We start from the raw sequence: 22986 nt of genomic DNA on the forward strand, positions 1-22986 counted from the left end.
TGTGAGCACGTTGAACCACCCCGTGGCCGCTCTGGCGGCCGCACAGAAGTCACAGGACGTCACCGACTGGGCCGCCCGGATCGGCTGGGTCGTCGGGCTCGTCCTGTTCATCGCGCTGCTGTACTGGCTGATGCGCCAGGGCTGGAAGTGGCGCGGCACCCTCCAGGGTGACCTGCCCGAGCTGCCGCAGCGCCCCGACGCCCCCGGGCAGCCGCTGCTGGAGGCGGCCGGGCGGTACCACGGCTCCACCAGCGCGGGGCAGTGGCTCGACCGGATCGTCGCCCACGGCCTGGGCACCCGCAGCCGCGTCGAGCTGACGCTGACCGCGCGGGGCCTCGACGTCGTGCGGCCGGGTGCCGAGGACTTCTTCGTCCCCGCCGGGCAGCTGTACGGCGCCCGGCTCGACACCGGCATCGCGGGCAAGGTGCTCACCGAGGGCGGCCTGCTGATCGTCACGTGGGAGCACGGCGCACGGCGGCTCGACTCCGGATTCCGCTTCGACCGCTCGGCAGAGCAGGCCTGCTGGGTCGAGAAGATCAACGCAATGAGCGGCGACAAGGGTGCCGCCGCCACGCAGCAGCACAAGGAAGGCGCATGATGACGACCTCCGCCAGGGGAGCGACCGGTACGACGGCAGATCCCGCCCTTCTCGTCCTGGAGGACGGCCGCACCTTCCGCGGGCGGGCCTACGGGGCCGTGGGGGAGACCTTCGGCGAAGCCGTGTTCTCCACCGGTATGACCGGCTACCAGGAGACCCTGACCGACCCGTCCTACCACCGCCAGGTCGTTGTGATGACGGCTCCGCACATCGGCAACACCGGCGTCAACGACGAGGACCCGGAGTCGGGGCGCATCTGGGTGGCCGGCTACGTCGTCCGCGACCCGGCCCGTACCCCCTCGAACTGGCGCTCCACCCGCTCTCTCGACGAGGAGCTGCGCGACCAGGGGATCGTCGGCATCAGCGGGGTCGACACCCGCGCGCTGACCCGGCACCTGCGCGAGCGCGGCGCCATGCGCGTCGGCATCTTCTCCGGTGCGGCGGCGGCCACCGAGGAGGCGGCGCTGCTCGCCCGGGTGCGGGAGGCGCCCGCGATGCAGGGCGCCGACCTGTGCGGCGAGGTCGCCACCCAGGAGCCCTACGTCGTCCCCGCCCGCGGTGAGAAGCGGTTCACCGTCGCCGCGATCGACCTCGGCATCAAGGGCATGACACCGCACCGCATGGCCGAGCGCGGGATAGAGGTGCACGTGCTGCCCGCCACCGCGACGGCCCGGGACCTCGACGCCGTGGACCCCGACGGTGTCTTCTTCTCCAACGGCCCCGGCGACCCGGCCACCGCTGACCAGCCGGTCGAACTCATGCGCGGCGTGCTGGAGCGCGGCACCCCGCTGTTCGGCATCTGCTTCGGCAACCAGATCCTCGGCCGCGCCCTCGGCTTCGGCACCTTCAAGCTCAAGTACGGGCACCGCGGCATCAACCAGCCCGTCCAGGACCGTACGACGGGCAAGGTCGAGGTCACCGCGCACAACCACGGCTTCGCCGTCGACGCGCCCACCGACCGGGTCAGCGACACCCCATACGGGCGGGCCGAGGTCAGCCACGTCTGTCTGAACGACGGCGTCGTCGAGGGGCTGCGGCTGCTCGACAAGCCCGCCTTCAGCGTCCAGTACCACCCCGAGGCGGCAGCGGGCCCGCACGACGCCGCCTACCTCTTCGACCGCTTCGTCGAGCTCATGCGCGACGGAAACACCCAGCACGACGCCACCCCCCTGGAGGACCAGCGTGCCTAAGCGCACCGATATCCAGTCCGTCCTGGTCATCGGATCGGGCCCGATCGTCATCGGGCAGGCCGCCGAGTTCGACTACTCCGGCACCCAGGCGTGCCGCGTACTCAAGGCCGAGGGCCTGCGCGTGATCCTGGTCAACTCCAACCCGGCCACCATCATGACCGACCCGGAGATCGCCGACGCCACCTACGTCGAGCCGATCACACCAGAGTTCGTCGAGAAGATCATCGCCAAGGAGCGCCCCGACGCGCTGCTGCCCACGCTCGGCGGCCAGACCGCGCTCAACGCGGCCATCTCCCTGCACGAGTCCGGTGTCCTGGCGAAGTACGGCGTCGAGCTGATCGGCGCCCGCCCCGAGGCCATCCACAAGGGCGAGGACCGCGACCAGTTCAAGGAGGTCGTCGAGGTCGTCCGGAACAAGACCGGGCACGGCGAGTCCGCACGCTCCTACATCTGCCACTCCATGGACGACGTGCTGCACGGCGTCGAGGAGCTCGGCGGCTACCCCGTCGTCGTCCGCCCCTCCTTCACCATGGGCGGCGCGGGCTCCGGCTTCGCCCACGACGAGGAAGAGCTGCGCCGCATCGCGGGCCAGGGCCTCACCCTCTCGCCGACCACCGAGGTGCTCCTGGAGGAGTCCATCCTCGGCTGGAAGGAGTACGAGCTGGAGCTGATGCGCGACAAGAGTGACAACGTCGTGGTCGTCTGCTCCATCGAGAACTTCGACCCGATGGGCGTCCACACCGGCGACTCGATCACCGTCGCGCCCGCCATGACGCTGACCGACCGCGAGTACCAGATCCTCCGCGACATCGGCATCGCCGTCATCCGCGAGGTCGGCGTCGACACCGGCGGCTGCAACATCCAGTTCGCCGTCAACCCCGAGGACGGCCGCGTCGTCGTCATCGAGATGAACCCGCGCGTCTCCCGGTCCTCCGCGCTGGCCTCCAAGGCCACCGGCTTCCCGATCGCGAAGATCGCCGCCAAGCTGGCCGTCGGCTACACGCTGGACGAGATCCCCAACGACATCACCCAGGAGACCCCGGCCTCCTTCGAGCCCACGCTCGACTACGTCGTGGTCAAGACGCCCCGCTTCGCCTTCGAGAAGTTCCCCGCCGCCGACCCGACCCTCACCACGACCATGAAGTCGGTCGGCGAGGCCATGGCGATCGGCCGCAACTTCACCGAGGCGCTGAACAAAGCCCTGCGCTCGCTGGAGAAGAAGGGCAGCCAGTTCGACTTCGCCACCCCGGCGGCGGAGCTCGGCACGAAGACCGACCTGCTCGAGCTGGCCGCCCGCCCCACCGACGGGCGCATCAACACGGTGATGGCCGCCATCCGTGCCGGCGCCACCCAGGAGGAGGTCTTCGAATCGACGAAGATCGACCCCTGGTTCGTCGACCAGCTCTTCCTGATCAAGGAGACCGCCGACGCGGTCGCCGCGGCACCCGAGCTCAGCGCCGAGATGTTCGCCGAAGCGAAGCGGCACGGTTTCTCCGACGCCCAGATCGCCTCCATCCGCTCGCTGCGCGAGGACGTGGTGCGCGAGGTGCGGCACGCGCTCGGCATCCGCCCCGTCTACAAGACCGTGGACACCTGCGCCGCCGAGTTCGCCGCCAAGACGCCGTACTTCTACTCCTCCTACGACGAGGAGAACGAGGTCGCCCCCCGCGACAAGCCCGCGGTGATCATCCTCGGCTCCGGCCCCAACCGCATCGGCCAGGGCATCGAGTTCGACTACTCCTGCGTCCACGCCTCCTTCGCGCTCGGAGCCGCGCCTTCCCCTGTGGGCGGCTACGAGACCGTCATGGTCAACTGCAACCCCGAGACCGTCTCCACCGACTACGACACCTCCGACCGGCTCTACTTCGAGCCGCTCACCCTGGAGGACGTCCTGGAGATCGTCCACGCCGAGCAGCAGGCGGGCCCCGTCGCCGGTGTCCTCGTCCAGCTCGGCGGCCAGACCCCGCTCGGTCTCGCGCAGGACCTCAAGGACAACGGCGTGCCCATCGTCGGCACCTCACCCGAGGCCATCGAGCTGGCCGAGGAGCGCGGCGCCTTCGGCCGGGTGCTCACCGAGGCCGGGCTGCCCGCGCCCAAGTACGGCACCGCCTTCTCCTTCGACCAGGCCAAGGACATCGCGGCCGAGATCAACTACCCGGTCATGGTCCGCCCCTCCTACGTGCTGGGCGGCCGCGGCATGGAGATCGTCTACGACGAGCCCTCGCTGGAGTCCTACCTCCAGCGCCACGCGGGCCTCATCGAGCGCCACCCCGTCCTCATCGACCGCTTCCTCGACGACGCCATCGAGATCGACGTCGACGCCCTCTACGACGGCACCGAGCTCTACCTCGGCGGCGTCATGGAGCACATCGAGGAAGCCGGCATCCACTCCGGCGACTCCGCCTGCGCCCTGCCCCCGATCACCCTGGGCGGCTACGACATCAAGCGGCTGCGCGCCTCCACCGAGGCCATCGCACGCGGCGTCGGCGTCCAGGGCCTGATCAACATCCAGTTCGCGATGGCGGGCGACATCCTCTACGTGCTGGAGGCCAACCCCCGCGCCTCCCGCACCGTGCCGTTCACCTCCAAGGCCACGGCCGTCCCGCTCGCGAAGGCGGCGGCCCGCATCTCGCTGGGCGCCACCATCGCCGAGCTGCGCGCCGAGGGGCTGCTCCCGGCGCACGGCGACGGCGGCGACCTCCCGCTGGACGCCCCGATCTCCGTGAAGGAGGCCGTCCTGCCCTGGAACCGCTTCCGCGACGTGCAGGGGCGGGGCGTGGACACCGTGCTCGGCCCGGAGATGCGCTCCACCGGCGAGGTCATGGGCATCGACTCGCTCTTCGGCACCGCCTACGCCAAGTCGCAGAGCGCCGCGTACGGAGCCCTGCCGGGCAAGGGCCGCGCCTTCGTGTCCGTCGCCAACCGCGACAAGCGCGCGCTGATCTTTCCCGCGCGCGAGCTGGTCGCGATGGGCTTCGAACTGCTGGCGACCTCGGGCACCGCTGAGGTACTCAAGCGCAACGGCATCAACGCCACGGTCGTCCGCAAGCAGAGCCAGGGCCCCGGGCCCGCGGGTGAGCCCACCATCGTGCAGCTCATCCACGACGGACAGGTCGACCTCATCGTCAACACTCCCTACGGGACCGGCGGCCGGCTGGACGGGTACGACATCCGCACGGCGGCCGTCGCCCGGTCGGTGCCGTGCCTGACGACGGTGCAGGCGCTGGCCGCGGCGGTGCAGGGCATCGAGGCGCTGGCGCGCGACGAGGTCAGCGTGCGCTCCTTGCAGGAGCACGCCGAGCACCTGGTCGCCGCCCGCGAGAGCTGAGCCCGTTCTCTTTCCCCAGCCCCTCCCCCAGACTTCGTCCGGGGGGACCCCCACTTCCCGAAACCGGGGCTCCGCCCCCGGGCCCCCGGTCCTCAAACTCCCCAGCCTCCGGCCGGGAGGTGCCCCCAGGCGCTTGAGGACGAGCCTCTCCGGCGATTGAGGAGTTTCGGGAAGGGGCGGGGCGGGGGCCATGACAACCACAGGAACCCACCACCCACATGTACGGACTCCTCTTCCGCGCGCTCTTCCGCCGCATGGACCCGGAAAACGCCCACCACCTCGCGTTTTCCTGGATCCGCGCCGCAGCCCGCACCCCCGTCGTACGCACGTTCGCCGCCGCGGTCCTCGCCCCCCGCCACAAGGAACTCCGCATCGAGGCCCTGGGCCGCCGCATGCACGGCCCGTTCGGCCTGGCCGCGGGGTTCGACAAGAACGCCGAGGGGATCGACGGTCTGGCGATGCTCGGCTTCGACCACGTCGAGGTCGGCACCGTGACCGGCCGCGCCCAGCCGGGCAACCCGAAAAAGCGGCTCTTCCGCCTGGTCGAGGACTGGGCGCTGATCAACCGGATGGGCTTCAACAACGAGGGCTCGGCCGCCGTGGCGGCACGGCTGGCCGCGCGCCGTGCGGTCTTCCGTACCACCGTCGGCGTCAACATCGGCAAGACGAAGGCCGTGTCCGAGGAGGAGGCGGCCGCCGACTACGTCACTTCCGCGGAGGCGCTGGCCCCGTACGCCGACTACCTCGTCGTCAACGTCTCCTCGCCGAACACTCCCGGACTGCGCAACCTCCAGGCGACCGCGCACCTGCGTCCGCTCCTGACCGCCGTACGTGAGGCGGCCGACCGCACGGTCACCACGCGCCGCGTGCCCCTGCTGGTCAAGATCGCGCCGGACCTGGCGGACGAGGACGTCGACGCCGTCGCCGATCTGGCCCTCGAACTGGGGCTGGACGGGATCATCGCGACCAACACCACCATCGCCCGCGACGGGCTGGGCCTCAGCGCCGATCCGTCCCTGACCGCCGAGGCCGGCGGGCTGTCGGGGGCTCCGGTCCGCGACCGCTCGCTGGAGGTACTGCGGCGGCTGTACGCGCGCGTCGGCGACCGGCTCACGCTGGTCGGGGTCGGCGGCGTGACCACCCCCGAGGACGCGTGGCGCCGCATCCTCGCCGGCGCCACGCTGGTGCAGGGCTACACCGCCTTCCTGTACGAGGGCCCGCTGTGGATGCGCCGGATGCACGAGGGGCTCGCCCGGTTGCTGGCCGCCAGCCCGTACGCCACCCTCGCCGAGGCCGTCGGCGCCGCACACCGCGAAGAGGAGGCCGCCGCATGACGGAACCGGAGCCCTTCGGCGCCCGGCTGCGAAGCGCCATGGACACGCGGGGGCCGCTGTGTGTGGGCATCGACCCGCACGCCTCCCTGCTGCGCGACTGGGGCCTGGACGACGACGTGGCGGGTCTCGAACGGTTCAGCCGTACGACCGTGGAGGCGCTCGCCGACCGGGTGGCCGTCCTCAAGCCGCAGTCGGCGTTCTTCGAGCGCTTCGGCTCGCGCGGCGTCGCCGTGCTGGAGAAGACGGTGGCCGAGGCGCGCGCGGCCGGAGCGCTGGTGCTCATGGACGCCAAGCGCGGCGACATCGGCTCCACGATGAGCGCCTACGCCGCCGCGTTCCTCGATCCGGCGGGTCCGCTGTTCTCGGACGCGCTCACCGTCAGCCCCTATCTGGGGTTCGGGGCGCTGGCTCCGGCCGTGGAGGCGGCCACCGCCGCCGGTGCGGGGCTCTTCGTGCTGGCGCTCACCTCCAATCCGGAGGGCCGGGAGGTGCAGCGCGCGGCGGGTGCCGACGGGGCGACGGTGGCGGCCACCGTGCTGCGCCACCTGGCGGAGTCGAACGCGGGTGCCCGGCCCTTGGGCTCTTTCGGCGCCGTGGTCGGCGCCACGCTGGGCGACCTGTCGGCGTTCGAGCTGGGCGTGAACGGTCCGCTGCTCGCTCCGGGGATCGGGGCGCAGGGCGCGACGCCCGCGGACCTGCCCGCGGTCTTCGGCTCCGCCGCCCGGAATGTCGTCCCGAGCGTGAGCCGGGGAGTCCTTCGTCACGGACCCACCACAACCGGACTGCGGGACTCCGCCGCACGCTTTGCCGACCAGGTGCGCGAAGCCGTGGGCTGAGCCGGACCGTACCGGGGCCCGGGACCCGCATGACCCCCGGAAAATGCGTCAGGTATGTCCAGAAAAGTCCTGGTCGAGCGAGGCTGACCAGGACTTTTCGTCTGTTCTCGCTGACTCCTGGCCTCACTGCCGCTAGTCTCCGTCGAGAGCACCGCGCACAAGCGCGTTGCTCGTTGCTCCGCAGGTGGGGGAGTACTAGGTTTCCTCACCGATCCGTATCCGACAGTTCGACATCCGAGGTGACGTAGGCGTGGCTCTTCCGCCCCTTACCCCTGAACAGCGCGCAGCCGCGCTCGAAAAGGCCGCCGCGGCTCGCCGGGAGCGCGCCGAGGTCAAGAACCGGCTCAAGCATTCCGGTGCGTCCCTGCACGAGGTCATCCAGCAGGGGCAGAAAAACGATGTGATCGGCAAGATGAAGGTCTCCGCCCTCCTGGAGTCCCTCCCCGGCGTCGGCAAGGTCCGGGCCAAGCAGATCATGGAGCGCCTGGGGATCTCCGAGAGCCGCCGCGTCCGCGGCCTCGGCTCCAACCAGATCGCCGCCCTGGAGAAGGAGTTCGGCGGGAAGGCCGCCTGAGGTCTCAGGCACTCCCGTTAACCGGGATAATCACTGCATGAGTTCTGCAGTTCCCCGGGGGGAGACCCCGGCACCCCCGGTCGGCACGTCGCGGCTGACCGTGCTCTCCGGTCCCTCCGGGGTCGGCAAGAGCACGGTCGTCGCCCACATGCGCAAGGCGCACCCCGAAGTCTGGCTCTCCGTCTCCGCCACCACCCGCAAGCCGCGGCCCGGTGAGCGCCACGGAGTGCAGTACTTCTTCGTCGACGACGAGGAGTTCGACAAGCTCGTCGCCAACGGTGAGCTGCTCGAATGGGCCGCGTTCGCGGGAAACCGCTACGGCACCCCCAGGCAGGCGGTGCTGGGGCATCTGGAGCGGGGAGAGCCCGTCCTCCTGGAGATCGACCTGCAGGGGGCGCGGCTCGTCAAGCAGTCCATGCCCGAGGCGCAGCTGGTCTTCCTCGCACCCCCCAGCTGGGACGAGCTGGTCAGGCGACTCACCGGCCGGGGTACCGAGGCGCCCGAGGTCATCGAGCGCCGGCTGGCCGCGGCCCGTACCGAACTGGCCGCCGAGGCCGAGTTCGACCGGACCCTGGTCAACACCTCCGTCGAGCAGGTCAGCGCCGAGCTGCTAGCCTTGATGCGTATCGATTGACCCCGCAGTCTCGGCTGTGCCTGCCGCGCAGCGTGCGGACGCGTGCCGCGCCGCTGCTCGCACGGCGATCGATCCCCTCTTCATTCACCCTTCGGAAGGCAGAGAGTGTCCTCTTCCATCACCACGCCCGAGGGCATCATCAACCCGCCGATTGATGAGCTGCTCGAGGCCACCGACTCCAAGTACAGCCTCGTGATCTACGCCGCCAAGCGCGCGCGCCAGATCAACGCGTACTACTCCCAGCTCGGTGAGGGCCTCCTGGAGTACGTGGGCCCCCTGGTGGACACCCACGTGCACGAGAAGCCGCTCTCCATCGCGCTCCGCGAGATCAACGCAGGCCTCCTCACCTCCGAGGCCATCGAGGCTCCGCCTGTCGGTCAGTGACCGGTCGGTAGCACTTCCACCAGGGGCCCGGCAGCGCGACTGCCGGGCCCCTGGTGTGTCATAGGGGCACCAGTGACGCGCGTGGGGAGAGACGAGTGACGCAGGAGCGGGACGAGGCAGCCGGGGTACCCGGTGCGGGCAGCGGCCGGCAGGCCAGGCCGAAGGTCGTACTCGGCGTCAGCGGAGGCATCGCCGCCTACAAGGCGTGCGAGCTGGCCCGGCGCTTCACCGAGAGCGGCCACGAGGTGCGTGCCGTCCCCACGCGGTCAGCGCTCCACTTCGTCGGGGCCGCCACCTGGTCGGCGCTGACCGGCAACCCCGTCGCCACCGAGGTGTGGGAGTCCGTCCACGAGGTGCCGCACGTGCGCATCGGACAGCACGCCGACCTGGTCGTCGTCGCGCCCGCCACCGCCGACCTGCTCGCCAAGGCCGCCCACGGCCTGGCCGACGACCTGCTGACCAACACTCTGCTGACCGCACGATGTCCCCTCGTCTTCGCCCCCGCGATGCACACGGAGATGTGGGAGCACCCCGCCACCCAGGAGAACGTCGCCACGCTGCGCCGCCGTGGCGCCGTGGTCATCGAGCCCGCTGTCGGCCGGCTGACCGGCAAGGACACCGGCAAGGGGCGGCTGCCCGACCCGGACGCGCTCTTCGACGTCTGCCGCCGGGTGCTCGCCCGGGGCGTGGCGGGCGCGGGCTGCGACCTCGCCGGGCGCCACGTCGTCGTCAGCGCGGGCGGCACCCGCGAGCCCCTCGACCCGGTGCGCTTCCTCGGCAACCGCTCCAGCGGCAAGCAGGGCTACGCCCTCGCCCGTACGGCCGCCGCGCGGGGCGCGCGGGTGACGCTCGTCTCCGCCAACAGCGCACTGCCGGAACCCGCGGGCGTGGACCTCGTCCGCGTCGGCAGCGCGAGGGAACTGCGCGAGGCGGTGACCGAGGCGGCGGCCGACGCGGACGCGGTGGTGATGGCCGCCGCCGTCGCCGACTTCCGCCCTGCCTCCTACGCCGACGGAAAGATCAAGAAGAAGGACGGCCAGGACCCCGAGCCGCTGGCGCTGGTCCGCAACCCGGACATCCTGGCCGGTCTGTCGGCGGACCGCCCCCGCGCCGGGCAGGTGGTGGTCGGCTTCGCGGCAGAGACCGACGACGTGCTGGCGCACGGCCGCGCCAAGCTCGCCGCCAAGGGCTGCGATCTGCTGGTCGTCAACGAGGTGGGCGAGTCGAAGACCTTCGGTGCCGAGGAGAACGAAGCCGTCGTGCTGGGCGCCGACGGGAGTGAGACGGCTGTGCCCCACGGGCCGAAGGAGGCCCTCGCCGAGACCGTGTGGGACCTGGTCGCGCGGCGCTTCCCCGGCCAGGGGTGAGCGGCCGGGCCCCGAGGCGCGGGAGAACCGTCCGGAACCGGAGCTTCCGGCCCCTCGGCGGGCCTGATCCGACCCCCGCCCGAGTGGGCCGGAAGTCGTCGAACGTCGTCGAACGGGGCCGGAAGGGCGCTCTTGACTCCGGCGGCGGCTGACCGACACGCCCTGACATGTCGGCATCTTCCACCCGGTTACGGTGGTGAGCGAGTTCGAATTGGGCAGGTCACGGTCGTCTCGTAGTTCGAGAGTCCGTGATTGGATACCGGCGGAGATGGATAAACTGGCCGCGGACCGTGCTTGGGCGCAGCCCCCGACCGGTCCGCCCCATGTTCAGCCAGCAGCCGCTGCAACCCCAGGGAGCGATGTGTCGCGCCGCTTGTTCACCTCGGAATCCGTGACCGAGGGTCACCCTGACAAGATCGCTGACCAGGTCAGCGACACGATCCTCGACGCACTCCTCAAGGAGGACCCGCACTCCCGGGTCGCCGTCGAGACGCTGATCACCACCGGTCTCGTCCACGTGGCCGGTGAAGTGACGACCAAGGCCTACGCGCCGATTTCCACCCTCGTGCGCAACAAGATCCTCGAGATCGGTTACGACTCGTCGAAGAAGGGCTTCGACGGCGCCTCCTGCGGCGTCTCCGAGTCCATCGGCGCCCAGTCGCCCGACATCGCGCAGGGCGTCGACAGCGCCTACGAGCGCCGCGTCGAGGGCGATGAGGACGAGCTCGACGAGCAGGGCGCGGGCGACCAGGGCCTGATGTTCGGCTACGCCTGCGACGAGACCGCCGAGTTCATGCCGCTGCCCATCACCCTGGCGCACCGGCTCTCCGAGCGGCTCTCGACCGTCCGGAAGAACGGGACGATCCCGTACCTGCGCCCCGACGGCAAGACCCAGGTCACCATCGAGTACAACGGCGACAAGGCCGTGCGCCTGGACACCGTGGTGGTCTCCTCCCAGCACGCCGCCGACATCGACCTCGACTCGCTGCTGGCACCCGACATCCGCGAGTTCGTCGTGGAGCCCGAGCTGAAGGCCCTCGTCGACGAGGGCATCAAGCTCGACACCGAGGGCTACCGCCTGCTGGTCAACCCGACGGGACGGTTCGAGATCGGCGGCCCCATGGGGGACGCCGGACTGACCGGACGCAAGATCATCATCGACACCTACGGCGGCATGGCCCGGCACGGTGGCGGTGCGTTCTCCGGCAAGGACCCGTCCAAGGTGGACCGCTCCGCCGCCTACGCCATGCGCTGGGTCGCCAAGAACGTGGTGGCCGCGGGGCTCGCCTCCCGCTGCGAGGTCCAGGTCGCCTACGCCATCGGCAAGGCCGAGCCGGTCGGTCTCTTCGTGGAGACCTTCGGCACGGCGACCGTCGACACCGAGAAGATCGAGCAGGCCATCTCGGACGTCTTCGACCTCCGCCCGGCGGCGATCATCCGCGACCTCGACCTGCTGCGCCCCATCTACGCGCAGACGGCCGCCTACGGTCACTTCGGCCGGGCGCTCCCCGACTTCACCTGGGAGCGCACCGACCGCGTGGAGGCTCTCCGCAAGGCGGCCGGGATCTAGTTCCCGGCCGCGTGGTGCGGGGCCCTGACCGTGCCGGGCAGGGGCGGGCTTCGGCCCGGCCCCTCGTCCCGTCCCGTCTCCCGTCCCCGGCGATCCCGCCGGGACGGCAGCCGGTCGGGACGACGGCCCGTCGGGGGCTCGCCCCCGCGCCGACCGTCTCCATCCACCGAGCCACACCGGAGGCCCGGCACCCCATGCTGGCGGGGTGCCGGGCCTCCGGCCTGCGCGCCTGCCGGCGTTTTTGCGGGGTGTCTTCGCACGGGAGTGCGCTTTGGGTGTGCGGACTGCGGACTGCGGACTGCGGACTGCGGACTGCGGACCGCGGGCTGCGGGCCTCGGGCGTGCGGGTTTCGCACGGGAGTGCGGCCCTGGATGCGCGGGCCCCGGGCCTGCGAATTGTGCGCGTGCGGGGCGCGCGGCCCGGGGGTGCGGTGGGCGGTAATCGCCTCGCCCGGTGCGGGCCGCGCCCCGTACGCTGACCGTGGACGCGCCCGGTGCGCAGGCGGGGGCTACTTACCAGTTGAGCGATCTCTTCGCGGGTTCGAATCCCGTCGCCGGCCCCTCCCCGGGGCCGGTGTGGCCGAGCGGTCCAAGGCGCTGGCAGGGCTTTGCCCGCGCCTCTGCCGGTCAGACCTCGGGCGCGTCCAATGTGCCGTCGTCGACCTCTCCCGGTGTATCCGGCGTATCAGGCGTGCCTGGCGTGGCCGACGTGCTCAGCGTGTCAGACGGGTCTGACGCGCCCGGTGTTCCCGGTGTGCTCGACGGGGTTGGCGTACCCGGTGGGGTCGGCTCCTGAGCCGCGGGGTCGAAGTGTTGCCGGATGGCCTCGCTGGCTCCCTCTCGCGCGACCTTGGCGGCGCCCTCGTGCAGCGCTCTGGTCAGTACGCCCGCGTCCGGGTCGCCGGCCGGGACCTCCATCGCCGCCAGCAGGTCGGTGAAGACCTCCACCGGTGAGGGCGCCACGTCCGTATCCGTCTCGAACGGGGCTTCGAATGGCGCACCGAACAACGGAGCACCGTCTGGCGCGCTCCCCACGGCGTTCCCGTTGCCGTGCTCGCCGACGTGCCCGTGCCCGTTGGCGCGTCCGTGTCCGTGTCCGTTGACATGACCGGTCGGGTCGCCGTCGCGATATCCGTTCGGGTAGCCGCTCGCAGCCGGTGCGGGCCCCTCCTGGACGCCGGTCGGGTGCGGCACCAGGTGGGCGTAGCGCTCAGGGACCTCCTCGTTGTTCGCCGCCGAGGTCAGCTGGGCGAGCACGCCGAGATCGTCGACGGTCTTGCGGATCTGCTCGTCGTTCTTGGCGAGCCACCACACCACGGCGCTGCCGGTGTCGTGGAGCACGTCGTTGCCCAGGTACTCGCGGCGGTCCCGCTCGTACCGGCGTTCGTGCGCCCACAGCGTCTCGTCCTTGCGGACCGTGGCCAGCTTGCGCAGCCGTACGGCGTCCGCCTCCCAGAGGGTGAGCGTCACGTTCTCCGCCATCGCGAGCACCCGCCCCTCGGAGTCGGCGCGCATGACCGCGAGCTCGCCGCTGAGCCGGTGCTGGGCCACCGAGCCGCGGTGCGGCTGCCACTGCTCGGTCACCTCGCGCGCCCTGTCCAGCACCGCGCTGACGGCTACCCCCGCGGGGCTGAAGGGAGCGCTGTTCTTGGGCTGCTCCTCGGGCCACCAGCGGATCGTGGCGGAGAACCTGAAGTCGTAGTCCTGGGCCGCCGAGGGGAGCACCACGTCGGTGACGATCTCCTCTCTGCGCTCGGGCGGATCGGTGGGCCGGTCGGGTTCGGCCGTGAACTCCTGAGAGAGCGGGTCGACGGGAGGGACGGCCCAGCGCCGCATGGCCAGGCAGACGGTCACGAAGGCGACCGCTGCCGCGCCCCAGGCCCAGACCGGCCAGCGCAGGACGAGGCCGGCGATGACCAGGACCAGGCCGAGAAGGACGGTGCAGAAGCCGGTCACCGTCTTGTGGCCAGAACTCATGGAATCTCCTGACTCCTCTCGGTGCGCACGGCGCTCAGCGGGCGGCCGCGGGCGTATGGGACGGATGGGGGCGCGGCACGGATCCAGCGGCCTCCCAGAGGGCGTTCACGGTGTGCTGTCGTGCGGCGTCGCCCGCCGCCCAGGAGCAGGCGGCGGCGTAGACGGCTCCGAACGCCGCCCGCTGCCTGGCACACGCCGTGGCCAGTACCCGCAGTGCGGCCCGGCGGACGGCAGGCCGGGTGTGGGCCCGCTCCAGCCACGCTCGCAGGGGCTGTTGCCAGCGCGACGGGGGCAGGTGGGCGAGCGCGGCCGTCCAGTGGTCCGCCAGCAGCGGCCCCACCGTGGCGTCGCCCGTCATCCGGGCCGCATCGGCGACGTGGAGGAAGATGCCCAGGTCGCGGAGGCCCCGGGGCTCCGCACCCGGCGTGAGCCGCCTGAGCAGGCTGCGGTATAGGCGGTCGTCGGAGTCGGTGATGCGGGCCAGCGCCTCACGGGCCGTGACGCGCACACCCTTCTCCTGGTGCCGGCTCACGTGGCGCAGCCGGATCATCGCCTGGTCGGGAAAGCGCCGGGAGAGCACCTCGGAGCACACGCCGATCACGACGTGGGCGCGGTGGGCCGGCAGCGCGGAGTCCTGGGCCCATCTGTAGAGCTGTTGCCTGAAGTGACTGCCGTACCGCGCGTGGACCACACCCTCGCCCAGCGCTCTGGCCGCCATCGTCAGCTCCTCCGGCGAGGCGGACGGCCGAGACCAGCGCTCAGCCAGTGCCGCCAGGCCGTCCGGGGGCCCGGTGCGCAGGCGCTCGTGCGCGAAGCGGGTGACCAGTTCGAGCCGCTCGGCGCGCTCCAACGCCGTGAAGCCCGGTGCCGCGCGGAGCCAGTCGGCCAGCGGTCCGCGCAGCTGCGGATAGTTGTCCCAAAACCAGCGGCGTACGCCGGCGTCGTAACCGGCCACCGTGAAGCGGACGCGGCCCTGGTGGGCTGCCGCCTTGATCTCGGTGAGCCGGGCGGTCAGCGTGCGGTGGTGCAGCAGGGGCGTGGCCACCTCCGGATGTTCCACCGCCCGGGCGAGCCGGACGGTGGCCTCGTGGACCGTGTCGGTACGTGCCCCGTGCAGCAGCGCCGTCGTCAGCAGGAGGGCGCGCTGCGCACCGCTGTCCAGCCCGGACAGGTGCGCTTCGACGTCCTGCGCCCCCGGAGCGTGTGCGGCGAGGGCGGTTTTGAGCCACGCGGCGAAACCCGAATCCGGTGGGGCGGCGTCCCGGGCGGCCCTGATGTCCTCGCTCAGGTCCGCCGTCTGGGCCATGGTGGCCGTCCTCAGCTCGTGCTCCAGCTCGGGCACGGCCACCTCGGCCCGCCGGACGCGGATGCCGCCGTCGCGCAGGTGCGCTTGGAGCACGGCGGCAGGGTCGGGGCGCCCGAGTCCGACGACGAGCCCGCGGAAGACGTGCTCGAACCCCGCCCGCCACTGGACAGGCAGGACGACGGCCAGCCAGGCGTCGCACTCCCGTACGACCTTGAGGAACCAGGGCAGCTCCGCCATGAACGTCTCGTAGCGGCGCGAGGGGACGGTCGACAGGTCGAGCAGCAGGGCGGCCCCCCGCTCCACCTGTTCCCGGTCCAGGGCGCGACCGGCAGAGTCGCCCTCCTCCGCCTGGTCGACGAGTTCGCGGAACCGCCGGCTGCCCTGCGGGAGTTGGCAGAGGAAGACCTTCGCCGCCGTACGGGCGCCGTCTCCGCGGCCGGCCGTGAGCATGACGGCGCGCTTGTCCTCCAGCAGCTCGCGGGCCCGCTCGCTGCCCGCCGGGTCCACGAACCGCCGCCGCAGAGAACGGAGTTCCTCTACGGCGACCTGACGGGGATCACGGCCGCTGCGGTCGGACGACGCGGACGCCCCGATGTCCCCGTAGTAGAGCCCGTAGTAGATGTTCTGGTCGCCCGGGCCCGTGTGGAGCGGACCGCGTGCGTCGGCCACATGGCTGGAGGAGTTGGAGGAGGCGGACGGAGTGGTCATCGCCGCTCCCCGAACCGGTGCCGCACGCCCCCCTTGTTGTCGCCGCTGACGTAGGTGGCGCCTTCGCCCTCCAGGTGCGGCTGGTGCACGTGCTGAGCCGCAGGGCCGGTGTTGAGTGGGCCGTGCGCGTCGCGGATCACCGTGGAGGTGACGCCTCCGGTGATGTCGCGGGCCTGGATGTGGCCGTCACCGTCGCCCGTGACCGTGTTGGCGGTGCCGCCGTCACCGACCGGGTGTTCGCAGGGTTCGGCAGCGCCGTCTTCCTCCAGACCCGGGACCAGCTCCGAGAGCACCTCGGCGATCCTGCCGAGATCCGTCGACGCCTGCTGGTGGTCGTAGCGCAGGGACTGCACGTAGGCGAGCCGGGCCAGCGGCTGGGGGAGCGTCGCGGCCTTGAGGCGTTCCGTCCGGCGCCCGATGAGTACGGGAACGACCAGCGTTCCCTCCGAAAGGGCTTCCAGGATCTCCTTGCGCACCCAGTCCTCGGCGTCATCGAGCGCCCTGCATCCGGGGCGGGCCGGATCGGGGGCGTCCAGCCAGCCGGGGCCGATCAGGGCGAGGAGGGCGTCGCTGCGGCGGACACCGGCGAGCAACTCGTCCGGGTAGAGCTGCCCAGGCCGAATGGACTCGCTCGCCCGGAAGACCAACCCTTCGCCGAAGCGGTGCGACAGGTCGCGGGCGATGGTGGTGGCGGCCTGCTCACCGTCGCCGGTGCGGTAGTTGACGAAGACATGCGGCATGGCGGCTCCTTGTCGGGGTCGGAACGTGGGGCGAAGGCGGGTCAGATGTGGGTGGCCAGCCACGGAGCGAGCTCGCTCGCTGACCGGGTGGGGTGGCGCCGCAGGACGTGTGCGAGGCGGCGCAGGTCGGTCCTGATCGTCGCGGAGGCGACCGAGTCCGTCGCCGCTGTGAGGGTCTGGACGAGCGCGCAGGCGTGGTCGACCTCGCCCGCGGCGGCGTGCGCGAGCGCCCGCCGTATGCCGTACCTGGCCTGCGACCTGAGCGCGTGCGGGGGAAGCGCGGCCGTCTGGCGGTCCAGCACCTGCGCGGCCTCGGCGGGCAGCCCGAGGTCGTACAGACACCAACCGGTGATCATGGAGACCGGGTCGGCCAATGTGCTGCTGCCGATGACCGGGGTCCTGGCCCGCGCGTCCTCGTCAGCCGACCTGGCGGCCGACGCGAGCAGTTCCCTGGCCGCGTCCAGATCGCGCATGCACGAGCGGCGGTCACCCGCCAGCGCGTGCCCCTGCGCCTCGCGCTGCGCCGCCAGCCCGCGCACCCGGTCACTCCCGGCCAGCCGCCGCGCCCGGCGGGCCAGTTCGACCGTCTGTGCCGCGTCGCCACGGTAGAGGGTGACCAGCGCGCGACGTACCAGCGCGTACGCGGCCAGCCCGTGATCGCCGCCCTCCTCGGCGAGTTCCACCGCGCGGTCCGTCCACCACAGGGCGCCACGCTCGTCACCGGTCTCCTGGACGAGCCAGCCGATGTACTCGGCATAGCGGGACGCCAGTGACAGCAGCCCATTCCTGGAGCTGAGGTCGGCCTGGTGCGCCAGCGAACGCAGCGTGTGCGTCTGCGCGATGAGCGGCGGGAGGACCAGGTGCGGGCCCGCGCTCTGGCCCAGTGAGCGGTAGTGGGCGAACAGGGAGCGTGCCGTGCGCAGGACCGTGCTGCTGTCGGTCCGGGGCGCCGGCCGTCCCAGTGGAACGACCGAGGCGGCACCAGCCGCCACCACGCTTCTGCGGGGCACGGACTCGAAAGAGGCGTCGCCCGTGGGATCGAGACGCATCAGCCAGGTCTCACCTTCGTCGGAAACGGGCTCGGGAGTCGGACTCGAAAGAGTGAAGGAGGGAGCGGAAGCCGCCAGCCTCCCGTCCGCGTCCAGCGCCGTGTCGCAGAGCCGGGCCAGCTGGGCTGACGGGGCCTTGAGGCCTCGCTCGACCTTGCTCAACTGGCTCTTGCTGTAGTGGACGAGAGCGCTGAGCTGGCCGAGCGTGAACCCTCTGGCGAGGCGCAGCCGACGGAGTTCTGGTCCGAATCCGAGCGGCTGCCGGGGCTGCTGGAGCACTGCTGACCTCCGTGTCTCTCACTCCGGGCGGGTGCCCCTCGCCGCACTCAGCTTGGGGGCGCGCTCACCCGGCCAACAAGGCGTGGGGGCCGTTTCCCGTTTCCCCCTGCGGAGCAGGCAACCGCAATCGCGGTGCCGCGTCGAGACCGCCCGCACGGCAGGAGTGAGCACTCACTCCTTGACGGAGTGAGTGCTCACTCCGTATGCTCGGTGCATGAACGAACCACAGGCGAGGCGCAGGGCGCCCGCGATGGACCCGGAGCAGCGGCGCGCGATGATCGTGGCGGCGGCACTCCCGCTCGTTGTCGAGTACGGACCACTGGTGACGACCGCGAAGATCGCCCGCGCGGCCGGAATCGGCGAGGGCACCCTCTTCCGCGTCTTCACCGACAAGGAGGCGCTGCTCGCCGCCTGCCTGGAAGAGGCGCTGCGGCCCGACGACACCCTCGCGCACCTCGAAGGCATCTCCCTCGACCAGCCGCTGCCGGACCGACTCACTCAGGCAGCGGAAGTCATGCGGGGCCACATGAACCGGATAGGGGATGTCGCCGGAGCCCTCGCCTCCGTCGGCAAGGCGGCGAGGCCGGCCGCCCCCGAGGCCGCAGGCCCCGAGGAGGCCGGGAGCCGACGCGAGGCCGGGCTGGCCGCCCCCCGCGCCGCGCTCACCTCGCTCTTCGAGCCGGACCGCGCGGCGCTGCGCATGGCACCCGAACGGCTCGCCGACACCTTCCAGCTGCTGCTGATGAGCGCGGGACGCTCCGGCGCCCCCCACCCTGTGGAGGACGCGGAGCTCGTCGATCTCTTCCTGCACGGAGCTCTCACCGCAGGTCCGAAGCGGCCGCCGGAGGAAGGCGGAGACGGATGAGCGGCGCGGCCGGGCGCGCCGGCGAACCCCATGACGCGTTCAACGGCCCCCGACGCCCTCCTTCTCCGCACCGGCCGCACGAAGCCGGTGCTGCCGGCGGGGGCCGGGCACCCGACGCGACCACCCTCGGCCACGTGACCCGCGTGACGGGCACCCTGGGCGGTCTCCTTGCCCCAGCCGTTCTTCTGCCACTCGTGGTGTGGCTCCCCGTGGCCTTCCCTCGGGCCGCTGGACGTGCTCGCCGGAGGCCGGCCGCGCACCGACGCGAGAGGCGACCGGCACGAGGACGAGCGGGCGAGTCCGTGACGAGACGAAAGGGAACTGAACCGTGATGTTCAGGACTGCCACCGGCGTGGCGCAGCGCAGCAGCCCCGGGCCGGATCGACAACCGGCCACCGGCTTCGGGCCGTCTGCGAAACTGAGCCGGTGAGCAGGGACAACGGCGGGCCGGAGGACAGGAGCGAGCAGTCGCAGCAGCCCGAACAGGCCGAGCAGCTTGCCCTCATCCGGGAGACGGTCCGCGAGCACAAGGCCCGGCCGCCCAGGGCGAAACCCCGCACCTGGCGGGGCGCCGAGCTCGCCACGCGGTTGCCGGTGGCGCGCGTGCTGGTCGACAAAGGGCTCGTCCACCTCGACCGGTTCTTCGACTACGCCGTGCCCGCGGCGATGGACGAGGAGGCCCAGCCGGGCGTGCGCGTCCGGGTGCGGTTCGGCGCGGGAGAACGGGAAGGACGCCGCGAAGGCGGCGGCCTCATCAACGGATTCATCGTGGAGCGCCGGGCCGACTCCGACTTCACGGGACGGCTCGCTCCCCTCGCACAGGTCCTCTCACCCGAACCCGTCCTCACCCCCGAGCTGCTCCAGCTGTGCCGCTCGGTCGCGGACCGCTACGCGGGGTCGCTGGCCGACGTGGTCCAACTGGCCGTCCCACCGCGACGCGCGCGAGCCGAGAAGCAGGCTTCGCCGCGCCGCCCACCCAGGCCGCAGTCCCCGGAGCCCGGCGGCTGGTCCCGCTACCCGCACGGCCCCGCCTTCCTGCAGGCGCTCACCGACAAGTCCGCGCCGCGCGCGGTGTGGACGGCCCTGCCGGGCCCCCGCGACTGGGCCGACGAACTGGCTCGCGCCATGGCCACCACCCTCGCGACCGGGCGCGGCGCACTGGCCGTGCTGCCCGAGGGCAAGTCGGCCGCCCGGGTGGACGCGGCACTCACCGCGCTCGTCGGCGAGGGGCAGCACGTGCTGTTGACCGCCGACGCCGGCCCCGAACCCCGGTACCGCCGGTGGCTGGCCGTCAGCCGCGGCGCGGTGCGCGCGGTCGTCGGCACCAGAGCGGCGATGTTCGCGCCGGTGCGCCGCCTGGGCCTGGCCGCGATCTGGGAGGACGGCGACTCCGGGCACAGCGAGGAGCGTGCCCCGCAGCCGCACGCCCGGGAGGTGCTGCTGCAGCGGGCCGTGACCGAAGGCGCGGCGTTCCTGCTCGGGGCGCACGGCTGCACGGTGGAGGCGGCGCAGTTGGTGGAGTCCGGATTCGCCCGCCCGCTGGCCGCCGACCGTGACACGGTGCGGGCCGTCATGCCCCGGGTCCGCACGGCCGGCGAGGGCGACGAGGGGCGCGACCCGGCCGCCCGCAGCGCCCGGCTCCCCAGTCTCGCCTGGCGCACCGCGCGGGACGCGCTGGAGCACGGACCGGTGCTGGTCCAGGTGCCGCGCCGTGGATATGTGCCGAGGCTGGTGTGCGAGCGGTGTCGGGAGCCGGCCCGCTGTGCCCACTGTTCGGGGCCGCTGGAGGCGTCGGGGGAGGGCACGGCGCTGCGCTGCGGCTGGTGTGCGCGCGAGACCCCGCAGTGGCGCTGCCCCATGTGCGCGGGCACACGGTTGCGCGGCAGCGTCATCGGGGCCCGGCGCACGGCGGAGGAGCTGGGGCGGGCCTTCCCCTCGGTGCCGGTGCGGACTTCCGGTGGCGAGCACGTGCTGGAGTCGGTGCCGGCGCGCCCGGCACTCGTGGTCGCCACCCCGGGGGCCGAGCCGGTGCCGGAGGGCGAGGACGGGTATGCGGCCGCCCTGTTGCTGGACGGCTGGGCGTTGCTGGGACGGCCGGACCTGCGTGCGGGCGAGGAGGCGCTGCGCCGCTGGCTGGGTGCCGCCTCACTGGTGCGTCCGCAGGGCGAGGGCGGCAGCGTGGTGCTCGTCGCCGAGGAGTCGATGCGCCCGGTCCAGGCTCTGGTGCGTTGGGACCCGGCCGGGCACGCGCTGCGGGAGCTCGCCGACCGGGCCGAGCTGGGCTTTCCCCCCGTCTCCCGGATGGCGGCGGTCACCGGCCCGCCCGAGGCGGTCGCCGCGTTGCTGGATTCAGCTCGGGAATCCGGACTGCCGGCAGGGGCTCAGGTGCTGGGCCCTGTGCCCCTGCCGGTACCGGCCTCCGGGCGACCGCGAAGCCCTGGTGATCCGCCGCCGGGCCAACTCTGGGAGCGCGCGCTGGTCCGCGTGCCGCAGGGCAGCGGCGCCACGCTGGCAGTGTCGTTGAAAACCGCTCTGGCGGGGCGGCTGGCACGCAGGGAGGGCGCGGTGCCGCATGTGCGGGTCGACCCGGTGGACATCGGCTGAGGCGGGCGCTCTGTCGGAAGCCGAGAGCGCGCTGTCGGAGTCCTGGAGCGGCCCGGCCATCTCGCGTTGGCATGCGTGTCGATGCGCCCGGGCGCGACCGAGTGCGCCGTGATGCTGCGGGCGCACAGCTCCTTGGCGAGTTTGCGGGTGCGGTTGTCCGGGGCGCCCTTGGTGGGTGCCGTAGAGATGGCCTCCGCCACCGTGGGGCCGGGCGGGTAGTCGGCGCAGCGCGGGGGCCCGGCGCATGGGAGCCGGCGCCGGTAGTGCCCCTGGCCGTATCCGGCGTGTCTGCCGCCGCCCGCGCTGCTTCTGCGCCGGCGGTTGCCCGCCGGTCCCTCGGCTCCGGGATGGTGTGCTCGATCCGGCGTCTTCGCAGCCAACTGCGGTTGCGGCGGGAGCCCGCGGGGGCGGGCGGCCCTGTCGCTCACGGCGCGCGGGCCGGCTCCTGCGAGCCGCACGGCAGGGTGGTTCTGGGTCCACCCCTGCGGGGGTGCTGGACCGCTGGTGGGCCGAACGGGCCGTTCATAGCGTCGAGTTCATGGTGGATGACACGAATGCGGAACGGAAAAGTGCCACCCGGCGGACGGCGCTGCGTGGGCTGGGACTCGCGGCGGGAGGCATGGCGCTGGCCACCGGGCTCGGAACCTCACCGGCCGCGGCGGCCCCGCGTCGCGGGCTTGGAACTTACGTGCTGGTGCACGGTACCCACAGCGCCGGCGCGTTCTGGATGCCGCTTGCGCGGGAACTGGTGCTGCGCGGCCACCGTGTCGTCATGGTGGACCAGCCGCGGCACGGTGCGGAGGCTTTCGTGGCGGAGTCGTACCAGCGGCAGGACCTCACAGCGATGGCGGTCGAGCCCTCCCCGCTGAAGGGCCTCGGGCTGGACGACTACGAGGCGCGCGTCACGGGCATCGTGCGGCAGGCCGCACGGAACGGCCCGGTGGTGCTGGTCGGGCACAGTCTGGGTGGCGTGTCGGTCAGCCGTGTCGGCGACGCTGTCCCGCATCTGCTTCACCACATCTGCTACATGGCGGCCTTCTGTCCAAGCCGCGTCCTGCCCACGGCGGACGCCTGCACGGCGGCACCCGAGAACGCGAACGCCGTCAGCCCGGTGGAGCTGACGGTGGGTGACCCGGACCGGCTCGGGGTTTTGCGGCTGAACTTCCGTACGGGTGTCAGCGGTGAGTTGGCCCTCCTGAAGGAGATGATCTGCGCGGACTACCCCGACGCCGACTTCCGCCGGATACTGGCCGGCATGCAGACCGACGAGCCCGTCGCCGCCTATGCGGGCCGAGCGGTCGGCCGGGCCGGCAGTTGGGGACGTCTTCCCCGCACGTACCTGCGCTTCGGCAGGGACCGTACGATCGCCACCGCGCTCCAGGACAGAATGATCGCGGAAGCCGACGCGTCCACACCCGGCAACAGCTTCCGCGTGCACGATTTCCCCGGGGCGTCACACGTCGGCCCTCTGGATCCCACCCCGGTCGCGGACGTCCTGGACACGCTCGCCGGGCAGGGGGGGCTAGGCCGTTTCTGATGGCTCTTGGTGATGGATCGGTGTGGTGCTGGGCAGGTGTCCTGCATGGTGCGACGGCATGAGCTGAGTGATGCGCAGTGGCTGAAGATCGAGCCGTTATTGCCGG

17 protein-coding genes and 1 pseudogene are annotated in these 22986 nt (G+C 72.2%); 13 read left to right on the forward strand and 5 right to left on the reverse strand.

Annotation, left to right across the window (positions count from 1 at the left end):
• Nucleotide 1: 1 nt before the first annotated feature.
• The 10 genes from DTL70_RS05315 to metK all read left to right on the forward strand — a co-directional run bounded on the left by DTL70_RS05315 (nucleotide 2) and on the right by metK (nucleotide 11815).
• Nucleotides 2-598 (forward strand): PH-like domain-containing protein, encoded by a 597-nt coding sequence (locus DTL70_RS05315; protein WP_114020641.1) that lies wholly within the window; start codon nucleotides 2-4, stop codon nucleotides 596-598.
• Nucleotides 598-1788: a glutamine-hydrolyzing carbamoyl-phosphate synthase small subunit gene (gene carA, locus DTL70_RS05320; RefSeq protein WP_114020642.1), complete on the forward strand. Its 1191-nt coding sequence runs from the start codon at nucleotides 598-600 to the stop codon at nucleotides 1786-1788. Before DTL70_RS05315 ends, carA begins: the two co-directional genes overlap by 1 nt.
• The gene (gene carB / locus DTL70_RS05325) at nucleotides 1781-5116 is read left to right on the forward strand and encodes a carbamoyl-phosphate synthase large subunit (protein WP_114020643.1); all 3336 of its coding nucleotides are present in this window, start codon (nucleotides 1781-1783) and stop codon (nucleotides 5114-5116) included. Before carA ends, carB begins: the two co-directional genes overlap by 8 nt.
• 218 nt (nucleotides 5117-5334) lie before the next feature.
• Nucleotides 5335-6450, forward strand: a complete 1116-nt coding sequence (locus tag DTL70_RS05330; protein ID WP_114020644.1) for a quinone-dependent dihydroorotate dehydrogenase — start codon at nucleotides 5335-5337, stop codon at nucleotides 6448-6450.
• Nucleotides 6447-7286 (forward strand): orotidine-5'-phosphate decarboxylase, encoded by an 840-nt coding sequence (pyrF, locus tag DTL70_RS05335; protein WP_114020645.1) that lies wholly within the window; start codon nucleotides 6447-6449, stop codon nucleotides 7284-7286. The genes DTL70_RS05330 and pyrF overlap by 4 nt, the downstream gene beginning before the upstream one ends.
• Nucleotides 7287-7536: 250 nt before the next feature.
• Nucleotides 7537-7860 carry an integration host factor gene (locus DTL70_RS05340; protein ID WP_114015655.1) on the forward strand — a complete coding sequence of 108 codons (324 nt, stop codon included), beginning with the start codon at nucleotides 7537-7539 and terminating at the stop codon, nucleotides 7858-7860.
• 37 nt (nucleotides 7861-7897) lie between these two features.
• Nucleotides 7898-8494, forward strand: a complete 597-nt coding sequence (gmk, locus tag DTL70_RS05345) for a guanylate kinase (protein WP_114020646.1) — start codon at nucleotides 7898-7900, stop codon at nucleotides 8492-8494.
• 105 nt (nucleotides 8495-8599) lie between these two features.
• Entirely contained in the window at nucleotides 8600-8878 is a 279-nt protein-coding gene (rpoZ, locus tag DTL70_RS05350; RefSeq protein ID WP_114020647.1) for a DNA-directed RNA polymerase subunit omega, read from the forward strand.
• 95 nt (nucleotides 8879-8973) lie between these two features.
• The gene (gene coaBC, locus DTL70_RS05355) at nucleotides 8974-10245 is read left to right on the forward strand and encodes a bifunctional phosphopantothenoylcysteine decarboxylase/phosphopantothenate--cysteine ligase CoaBC (protein WP_114020648.1); all 1272 of its coding nucleotides are present in this window, start codon (nucleotides 8974-8976) and stop codon (nucleotides 10243-10245) included.
• 361 nt (nucleotides 10246-10606) lie between these two features.
• Nucleotides 10607-11815: a methionine adenosyltransferase gene (metK, locus tag DTL70_RS05360; RefSeq protein WP_114015652.1), complete on the forward strand. Its 1209-nt coding sequence runs from the start codon at nucleotides 10607-10609 to the stop codon at nucleotides 11813-11815.
• A 627-nt stretch (nucleotides 11816-12442) separates the two neighbouring features.
• Here the strand turns inward: metK and DTL70_RS05365 are convergent.
• Genes DTL70_RS05365 through DTL70_RS05380 form a run of 4 tightly spaced genes read right to left on the reverse strand, consistent with a single transcriptional unit; the run spans nucleotide 12443 to nucleotide 17874 of the window.
• Nucleotides 12443-13792, reverse strand: coding sequence for a sulfur globule family protein (locus DTL70_RS05365; RefSeq protein ID WP_114020649.1), 1350 nt, complete (start codon nucleotides 13790-13792; stop codon nucleotides 12443-12445).
• A 34-nt stretch (nucleotides 13793-13826) separates the two neighbouring features.
• Nucleotides 13827-15806 (reverse strand): hypothetical protein, encoded by a 1980-nt coding sequence (locus DTL70_RS05370; protein ID WP_114020650.1) that lies wholly within the window; start codon nucleotides 15804-15806, stop codon nucleotides 13827-13829.
• Entirely contained in the window at nucleotides 15803-16546 is a 744-nt protein-coding gene (locus DTL70_RS05375) for a toll/interleukin-1 receptor domain-containing protein (protein WP_114020651.1), read from the reverse strand. The genes DTL70_RS05370 and DTL70_RS05375 overlap by 4 nt, the downstream gene beginning before the upstream one ends.
• Before the next feature lie 41 nt (nucleotides 16547-16587).
• The gene (locus tag DTL70_RS05380; RefSeq protein ID WP_114020652.1) at nucleotides 16588-17874 is read right to left on the reverse strand and encodes a helix-turn-helix domain-containing protein; all 1287 of its coding nucleotides are present in this window, start codon (nucleotides 17872-17874) and stop codon (nucleotides 16588-16590) included.
• Between the two features lie 214 nt (nucleotides 17875-18088).
• Here DTL70_RS05380 and DTL70_RS05385 point away from each other — a divergent pair, with 214 nt between their 5' ends.
• Together DTL70_RS05385 and DTL70_RS05390 are read left to right on the forward strand one after the other, a co-directional pair.
• Complete coding sequence (locus DTL70_RS05385; RefSeq protein ID WP_245979008.1) at nucleotides 18089-18739, forward strand: TetR/AcrR family transcriptional regulator; 651 nt, start codon at nucleotides 18089-18091, stop codon at nucleotides 18737-18739.
• A 426-nt stretch (nucleotides 18740-19165) separates the two neighbouring features.
• Nucleotides 19166-21343, forward strand: a complete 2178-nt coding sequence (locus DTL70_RS05390) for a primosomal protein N' (RefSeq protein WP_114020654.1) — start codon at nucleotides 19166-19168, stop codon at nucleotides 21341-21343.
• A gap of 251 nt (nucleotides 21344-21594) precedes the next feature.
• Here the strand turns inward: DTL70_RS05390 and DTL70_RS34115 are convergent.
• Nucleotides 21595-21740 (reverse strand): annotated as a pseudogene (locus tag DTL70_RS34115) (IS5/IS1182 family transposase); the annotation flags it as partial.
• Between the two features lie 222 nt (nucleotides 21741-21962).
• On the opposite strand from DTL70_RS34115, the gene DTL70_RS05395 reads away from it, so the two are divergent.
• Entirely contained in the window at nucleotides 21963-22880 is a 918-nt protein-coding gene (locus DTL70_RS05395; protein ID WP_181860791.1) for an alpha/beta fold hydrolase, read from the forward strand.
• Nucleotides 22881-22986 lie beyond the last annotated feature (106 nt).

It is taken from the genome of Streptomyces diacarni (genome assembly GCF_003323715.1).
Taxonomy (GTDB): domain Bacteria; phylum Actinomycetota; class Actinomycetes; order Streptomycetales; family Streptomycetaceae; genus Streptomyces; species Streptomyces diacarni.